The 8,762-nt window shown below is 32.7% G+C and carries 7 protein-coding genes; 1 reads left to right on the forward strand and 6 read right to left on the reverse strand.

Going from position 1 to position 8,762, the window contains the following annotated elements; all coding sequences use genetic code 11:
* Positions 1-249 precede the first annotated feature (249 nt).
* The 6 genes from HMPREF3247_RS03805 to HMPREF3247_RS03830 all read right to left on the reverse strand — a co-directional run bounded on the left by HMPREF3247_RS03805 (position 250) and on the right by HMPREF3247_RS03830 (position 7,415).
* Positions 250-1,026 (reverse strand): N-acetylglucosaminidase, encoded by a 777-nt coding sequence (locus tag HMPREF3247_RS03805; RefSeq protein WP_000739224.1) that lies wholly within the window; start codon positions 1,024-1,026, stop codon positions 250-252.
* Positions 1,027-1,047: 21 nt separating this feature from the next.
* On the reverse strand, positions 1,048-1,281 hold the full coding sequence (locus tag HMPREF3247_RS03810; protein ID WP_000921246.1) for a hypothetical protein: 234 nt from the start codon (positions 1,279-1,281) through the stop codon (positions 1,048-1,050).
* Between the two features lie 227 nt (positions 1,282-1,508).
* Entirely contained in the window at positions 1,509-1,982 is a 474-nt protein-coding gene (locus HMPREF3247_RS03815; protein WP_000840811.1) for a helical membrane plugin domain-containing protein, read from the reverse strand.
* Positions 1,982-4,936, reverse strand: a complete 2,955-nt coding sequence (fdhF, locus tag HMPREF3247_RS03820) for a formate dehydrogenase subunit alpha (protein ID WP_001155277.1) — start codon at positions 4,934-4,936, stop codon at positions 1,982-1,984. Before fdhF ends, HMPREF3247_RS03815 begins: the two co-directional genes overlap by 1 nt.
* Positions 4,937-5,537: 601 nt before the next feature.
* Positions 5,538-6,485 carry an LCP family glycopolymer transferase gene (locus tag HMPREF3247_RS03825; protein ID WP_000831055.1) on the reverse strand — a complete coding sequence of 316 codons (948 nt, stop codon included), beginning with the start codon at positions 6,483-6,485 and terminating at the stop codon, positions 5,538-5,540.
* A gap of 132 nt (positions 6,486-6,617) precedes the next feature.
* The gene (locus HMPREF3247_RS03830) at positions 6,618-7,415 is read right to left on the reverse strand and encodes an inositol monophosphatase family protein (RefSeq protein ID WP_000130450.1); all 798 of its coding nucleotides are present in this window, start codon (positions 7,413-7,415) and stop codon (positions 6,618-6,620) included.
* Positions 7,416-7,799: 384 nt separating this feature from the next.
* On the opposite strand from HMPREF3247_RS03830, the gene HMPREF3247_RS03835 reads away from it, so the two are divergent.
* The gene (locus HMPREF3247_RS03835) at positions 7,800-8,492 is read left to right on the forward strand and encodes a helix-turn-helix transcriptional regulator (protein WP_001030125.1); all 693 of its coding nucleotides are present in this window, start codon (positions 7,800-7,802) and stop codon (positions 8,490-8,492) included.
* Positions 8,493-8,762: the final 270 nt, after the last annotated feature.

Genomic DNA, 8,762 nt, shown 5'->3' on the forward strand with positions numbered 1-8,762 from the left:
AATACTTTTTCTATAGAAATTAGTATTTCTTATGCATGAGTTTTACTCATGTATTCCTATTTTTAAGTACACATTAGCTGTGGCTAATGTGTAAGAACCACTACATAATAAATCATTAGTGGCTCTTTATCATTTCTGTCCCACTCCCGCGTTTTTTGTTAGGTTAAAATCCATTTAACTAACACACTCAGAATGTGCTAAAGGAGCTCGAAACAATAAATTGTTCCAGCTCCTTTAAGCACCGATGTCTTATTTATAATATGTTTGTCTAATATCATCTTTCTTTATACCAAACTGCTTATAGGATTTATCCATTAATTTGGCAATTTTATCTGCCCAGCGAATGTCACTCGCATATTGATGTTGCGCAGGATTTTCTGGATTCCATCGCATTTGATATAAATTCAGTTGATTGTTTTCAAAATATTCATTACGAATGAACTTTGCACCACCAATAATCGCCTTATCTGGTGATGTCCATTGTTCCTTTTCAGCATAACTTTTCCCACTACGAACAGCACTACTATCGAATGCTCCTATACCAAAAAAGTTGTAATAGCGTTTTTTTCCATCTTTAATGCCTTTTGCTAATTCTGATTTGCCGTTACCTGTTTCTACTAATGCATGGCTAACAAGATAAATGACATTAACCTCATATTTTTCTTGAGCTTCTAGAAAAACTTTCCCTCGATTTTCTAAAATCCCCTTACCTTTTAGCAATTGGTTAACTTCAGATTCCGACATTGGCACTTTTTCTGTGATATCCATATACTTCATATCATTGTCTTTATGTGAAATAGTCATTGCTTTAGCAATTTCATTATTATTTGCTTCAACAAATTTACCATCCTCTTCTTTTGTCTGTACAATACCTTTCCCTTGTTGCATTGAAACAGCCTCATCAAAAGAGTAATTCACATCATTTTTAAACAATTTAGTTTCATTCACGATGAGTAATACAGCAAAAACAACTAAAATAACTATCAATAGTAGCGTTGAAATGCGTAACTTGAAATTCTTCTTCATATAGACAAAACCTCATTTTTCTTACTTAGACAATAAAAAATATGCCACTACAATCGCTAATATTACGATTAAAAAAGAAGCGTTAACGATTACTTTCATCGTTGTTCTATCTCTGAACATCATATTAAAGACAACTAGACTAATTGATAATGAAACAGCAAAAAAAGTAATAGCTAACACTAATTTCATCATAAATAGACAGACTAAACCTATGACTAATAATGTATTAGAAATTACAGCTGACGTTTTTAACATTCTCGAATTAATATGCACTCACCCTTTTTATTTAAATAACTTACATAATCATAATAATACATGATGTTTCATAGGCCTGTCGATGATTGATTCACAATAGCACGTGATTTTTTTGTTTTTCAATATTATTCATTTATTCCATCAAAAACACCCTTTTTAATTTTTACAAAAATTAAAAAAAGTGCTCCTACACTGCTTGCATGTAGAAACACTTTTTCATTGTAATGTTATTCTTCTCGAGACATACCTTTTAGCATATTAAGCATGTATGTTAAACTACGGTTCATGTCGTCATCTTTCAATACGCCCAATAGACTTCTTATAGTTGTCTTAGCATTTGGACTCGCTTGATTGGCAACGTGTAATCCTTTATTAACTTTATTTAGGAAGTCGCTTAAATCTGATACATTGAGTTCACCTAATAAAAATACCATTGAAGCCATATTAGATAATAGCCCTGTATAAATATCTTTATTAAGTTCAACTGCAAATTTATTTATGATGACTTGACGTCCTCGAATTGCACCATTTAAAGCATCTAATAGTTTTGCATCATCTAATGTTTTAATAAGCTTGATTGCTTTTAATATACTATCTTTATTCGCTGCAATTGCCTCTGTAACTTCATTTAAACTTTCTAACTTAATTTGTTCTTCTGATTTTTCTAAGCGTCTAATTTTAGAAGATATTCTCTCAGCCATTATTTATCCACCTGATTTCCTGGGAAAACATAATCTGGACGTTCCCATTTTTTCTGTACTTGAACACTGTACTGCGGATGACGTTTTTTATTGACACGGAAATTATTAGGGTTCAACGGTGACTTACCACGTTTCGTAATTACCTCCAAACGACAGCTTGTACGTTTATAAGATGGTGTATCCGTGTATTGATCAACATCACTATTAGTTAATAAGTTAATTGCGCCAAGATCTCCATTTTCCATCGCATCATTATTTAATGGAATATAGATTTCTTTACCTTTAACACGATCTGTCACGTGAACTTGTAATACCGCTTCTCCTGTTTCAGAAATCAGCTTAACTTCTGCACCTTCATGAATGCCTCTATCTTCAGCAAGCTCTGGAGAAATTTCAACAAATGCACGTGGCACTTTGTATTTAATCATTGGTGTTTGATAAGTCATATTACCTTCATGGAAGTGCTCTAACAATCGACCATTGTTTACATGAATATCATAAATTTCATCTTGCTTAAAGTAATTATCAAATGATAATGGGAATAATTTTGCTTTACCATTATCAAAATTGAATCCTTCTAAGTATAGAATAGGCTCATCAGTACCATCAGGTTGTACTGGCCATTGTAAACTATTGAATCCTTCTAAACGATCATAACTTACCCCAGCATATAGAGGTGTTAAGCGTGCTACTTCATCCATAATTTCACTAGGATGCTTGTAATTCCAATCAAATCCTAATCTATTAGCAATTGCTTGGAAAATTTTCCAGTCAGGTTTTGAATCACCAAGAGGTTCTAATGCTTGGTATAAACGTTGAATACGACGTTCGGTATTTGTAAAAGTACCGTCTTTTTCAAGTGAAGGACTTGCTGGCAATACAACATCTGCGTATGTTGCTGTGAATGTTAAAAATTCATCTTGGACTACCATGAAATCTAATTTTTCAAACGCAGCTTGTACAAAATTAATATTTGAATCCACAATACCCGTATCTTCACCATATAAGTACAATGAGTGTACTTCTCCGTCATGTATACCTTCTACCATTTCATGATTATCTTTACCAGCTTTTGGATTCAATTTAACGCCATATTCTTTTTCAAATTTAGCGCGAATATCATCCGCTTCAATACTTTGATAACCAGTAATCTTATCAGGCATACTTCCCATATCACTACATCCTTGAACATTATTATGTCCACGTAATGGATACGCACCAGTACCAGGACGACGATAATTACCTGTTACTAATAATAAGTTTGAAATCGCTGTACTTGAGTCACTACCAATGTCTTGTTGTGTAATACCCATTGCCCAACAAATTACAACAGATTCAGCTTTAGCACATTCTTCAGCAAATTTAATCAATTCTGATTCAGGAATACCTGTTGCTTCTTCAGCAAAAGCCATTGTAAATGTTTCTAATGATTTGTAATATTCATCAAAATCATCTACCCACTCATCGATAAATGCTTTATCGTGTAAATCATGATCAATAATATACTTAGTCACTGCGCTTAACCACGCTAAATCCGTACCTGGTTTCGGTTGATAAAAACGATCCGCACGTTCAGCCATTTCATGTTTTCTAATATCAAACACATGTATTTTTTGTCCAAATAATTTTTGAGCACGTTTCATGCGTGATGCAATAACTGGGTGTGCTTCGGCTGTATTGGTACCTATCAATACAGACATTGCCGCTTTTTCTAAATCTTCAATACTACCTGAGTCACCGCCGTGTCCAACCGTTCTAAATAAGCCTTTTGTTGCAGGTGCTTGGCAATATCTTGAACAGTTATCAACGTTATTTGTGCCAATAACTTGTCTTGCTAATTTTTGCATTAAATACGATTCTTCATTCGTCGCTTTAGAAGAAGAAATGAATGATAGTGCATCTGGGCCATACTTTTCTTTAATAGATGTAAAATTATCTGCAATGACATTTAAAGCTTCATCCCATTCTACTTCATGGAACTCACCATTTTTCCTTACTAGTGGTTTAGTTAATCGTTGATCTGAATTAATATGTCCCCATGAAAACTTACCTTTAACACAAGTCGCAATTTTATTTGCTGGAGAATCATGTGATGGTTGTACTTTTAAAATTTCTCTATCTTTAGTCCAAACTTCAAATGAACAACCCACACCACAATAAGTACACACTGTTTTAGTTTTCTTAATACGCTCTTTACGCATTTCTGCTTCTGAATCTGAGATTGCAAATAGTGGACCATAACCAGGTTCTGCTTTTTTAGTTAAATCAATCATTGCTGCTAATGAACCAGGTTCCGTATCAGTCATATAACCCGCATTACCTTCCATATTCACTTCCATCATGGCATTACATGGACATACCGTCGCACATTGACCACAAGATACACATGAAGACTCATTAATCGGTACATCATTATCCCAAATAACACGTGGATGTTCACGATCCCAATCAATTCTAATAGTTTCATTCACTTCGATATCTTGACATGCTTCTACACAACGCCCACATAAGATACATTGATTTGGATCATAACGATAAAATGGGCCGTAATCTTTTTCGTATGGCTTCTCTTTATATTCATACGTTTGATGCTGAAGCCCCCATGCATCCATCGTATTATGAATTTCACAATCACCATTATTATAATCACATACTGTACAATACAGCATATGCTTTTCTAAAATTCGATCAAGCGCTTCTTTTTGAGCATCTTTCACATCATTGTTCACAGTATTTACAGTCATTGGACGATCAATCACCGTACTACATGAACGTTCAATTTTACCGTCAATTTCAACAGTACATGTATCACATGTTTGAATTGGTCCCATCGACTCGTTATAACAAATTGAAGGTACAAAAGTATCTTGTGATTTAATAAATTCAAGTAAATTCGTACCTGGTTCTACAAGATAATCTTTTCCATCAAGTGTAACCACCAAATGTTCTTGCATATTACTCACCCCGTCTATATATATTTTCCGTAAATGACTTTTAATAAATTGCTCATATCCACCTAAAATAACGATGCCCCACACATCTTTCAGATAGAATTAATTTAATTGTATTACTTTATGTACTAGTTGTTAAGTGAAATTTTGTATTTTGCCTTTTTACAATCATTTTTATTTGAAATATTTTGCGCGAAATTAAATCATCTTTTTGTTTAATTGAAAATAATTATCATTATTAGTTTTCCAATTATCTGTTTCACGCTTTTTGCCATATCTTTCACAACCTTATTAATGACAATATTTAATAATCACCTCACCTAAAAATCGTTATACTATTTATAAATACCCTTTTTCTGAAAATTAATAACCCAAGTTTGATAAATATCTACTATCATTTAGAAGGTAAGATTTATCTTTAAATTAAATTTGTAATGGATTAATTTATAAAAATCAAATCAGGCATTAAATAAAATAGCCCATAAATACAAAGTGTTATCACCTTCTATTTACGGGCTATTAGTTCTATTCGTTATTCTATTTACAGATCATTCTATCTAATTAATTTGTGTACAATTTTGATAACTTATTTTCCCTTAGTTTACTACTCTAGATTATCTTTTAATAACTTAGTACTTTCAGCTTTTGACTGCTCACTAGGAATGAAGTAGTACAATCCGTCACTTTGAATGCCGCCTTGACCACTCAATTGATGTTTATTAATCGTGTCATTAGCATCTTTATAATTGCTTCTAATCGTATTCAAATCACCTAATGTTAAATCTGTTTTAACATTATTTTGAATTTCATTCATTAGACTATTAAAATGTGTAATCGATGATGGACTTGCAATCTTATTAGCCATCGCTTCAAGTACAATTTGCTGACGTTGTTGTCGACCAAAGTCACCACCAGCACCTTCTTCTTTACGACTTCTAATAAACTTCAATGCTTGATCACCATTTACATGTGTCTGCTGTCCTTTTGTAAAACGAACACCATCAACAGTGAATGTATCATTACTTACTACATCAACACCGCCGATGCTATCTATCATATTATGCAAACCATCCATATCGATTGTCGCATAATGATCAATTGGCACATTCATTAATTTTTCAAGTGATTTAACAGCCATATTTGGTCCACCATATGCATAGGCATGTGCAATTTTTTCAGTAGTACCACGGCCAACAATTTCCGCTCTTGTATCTCGCGGTATACTTACTATTTCAGTTTTCTTCGTTTTAGGGTTGATAGATAAAATCATAATACTATCACTACGCTCTCCACCACCCTTTTTCTTACGATCAGCATCTGAATCGACACCAAATAAAGCGATTGTGAATGGATCACCATCGTTTAAACTCACTTTTTTATCTCTTAATTCTGAATGATTGCGATCTAACGGATTGTGTATCTTATTACCAGTAATAAAAATTTTAGCAGCTACATACACAACAGCCACAATCGCTAAGATTACTAAAATACCGAATACCCATAAAAATATTTTTTTCGGTAGGCTCATTTTACTTTTAGACGAACGTTTCAATCCCACCACTCCTTTACTATTCCTTACATACTTTGTCTGTTTTCTCTATTTATTATATAGTAAAATAATTTTTTTACTATACTTCTGTAGACGTATAACTATTTTTTATCATTTTTTATCTCTAGAGAATATCTATCTGTATTTTTGATAACCACCATTTGCATTTAAAATTTTAAGTACCGTTTCATGACATGCTTTATTACTTATAATAAAAGGTGCACCCTTTAAATGATCAATTGCCTTACCATCTAAAGTCGTCATTTTTAGATTCAATATTTCTGCAAATAAAAACTGTGCAGCAATGTCCCAAGGTTTAGGATTTGTATTAATATGTGCCCCAAATTGACCTTTTGCCACTCGCATAGAATCTAATCCGCAAGCACCAACTAAACGATAACTAAATGAGGCGTCAAATAAATCTTGTACCGTATCCAGATTCATTACTTGTGCATTAAACGATATAATAGCGTCTTCCAATTTTAATGATGGTGGTTCTTCCATCTTAATTCCATTACAAAAAGCACCTTCTCCTCGTATTGCTTTATAAAGCTTTTTATGCGGATAATCATATACGTACGATAACATTGGTTTACCTTCATAAAAATACGCCAATATAATACAATAATCTTCTTGCTGTTTTACTAAATTGGCAGTTCCATCAATGGGATCCATAATCCATAAATGATTAATTTCATTCGTAATCATTGCATTACTTTTTTCTTCCGCTAATAGTTGGTGTTCCGGAAAATGTGTTGCTAAAAATTGTTGAAATTGTTGTTGAATCTGTTTATCTACATTTGTAACTAAATCAAATCGATGACGCTTAGTTTCTGTAGTCATTTCCATAATTAATTGCGGAATAACATTGTCTATTTGTTTCAACCACGAACATATTAACTTATCTATTTGCTGTAATGTTTTATCTGTCATTTCGTCCACCACTTCTCATATCATTATCATTTTATTATTACCCTATATTAAAAGAATCAACAATACAACTGAAGACTTCTTCATTTTATGCATAAAAAAATCGGCTAGTCACGTGCTAGCCGACAAATAGAAAGGAAAGTAAGTAATAAATATTGAAGATGTTGTGATGTAACTTGAACGATTAAAAGCTATCTGTTATATAGCTCTACCCCTTTGTTTAATCGCTCCCCCTGTTACAAGTAATATCATAGCACAATCTTTTTTAAAATGTAAGCGTTTTCCACAAAATTTTTCCGATTTTTTTAAAAAGATATTGAAAATGTCCTCATTGTCACTCTTATGTTATACTTTGTGTAATATATCATCTTTTAGGAGGTGGCTGTCATGAATAAAGCTGAAAGGCAAAATTTAATAATTACTGCAATTCAACAAAATAAAAAAATGACCGCTTTAGAATTAGCTAAATATTGCAACGTATCCAAACGCACAATTTTAAGAGATATTGATGATTTAGAAAATCAAGGTGTTAAAATTTATGCGCATTATGGGAAAAATGGTGGTTACCAAATACAACAAGCACAATCTAAAATTGCATTAAACTTATCTGAAACACAATTATCGGCCTTATTTTTAGTGCTTAATGAAAGTCAGTCGTACTCGACATTACCATATAAAAGCGAAATCAACGCAATTATAAAACAATGTTTAAGTCTTCCACAAACACGCTTAAGAAAATTGCTTAAACGCATGGACTTTTATATTAAATTTGATGACACACAACATATGACACTCCCAATGCTGTTTTCCGACATTTTAATTTATTGTACAGAACGAAATGTGATGTTAGTAGATCATAGGGTTGATGATAATATTAAAGCTGAAAACGTTATATTTATTGGCCTTTTGTGTAAACATGGACATTGGCATGCAGTCATTTATGACATTGCTCAAGACAAAACTGCCGAACTTGAAATTGAAAATATTATAGATATTTCGTATTCATTCGGTAAGACGATTCAAACCAGAGACATATCCATTGATAACTATCATCAATTTTTAAACCCCATCGATTCCTAAAAAACAGCAGTAAGATGATTTTCAATTAGAAAATATCTTGCTGCTGTTCTCTATTTATACAATACTTCGTATTGAATGGCTTCGCTTTCCTAGGGTGCCGTCTCAGCCTCGGTCTTCGACTGGCACTGCTCCCTCAGGAGTCTCGCCATTAATACTACGTATTAACATGTAATTTTACTTTGAAATACTTAAAAAAATAAAACACTTTGCCCAACTTACACTACCAATAGAAACTGCTGTTAGAATTCCTCAAAATGATATTTCGCGATA

Origin of the sequence: Staphylococcus sp. HMSC36A10, assembly GCF_001838845.1 — a bacterium.
GTDB lineage: Bacteria > Bacillota > Bacilli > Staphylococcales > Staphylococcaceae > Staphylococcus > Staphylococcus aureus.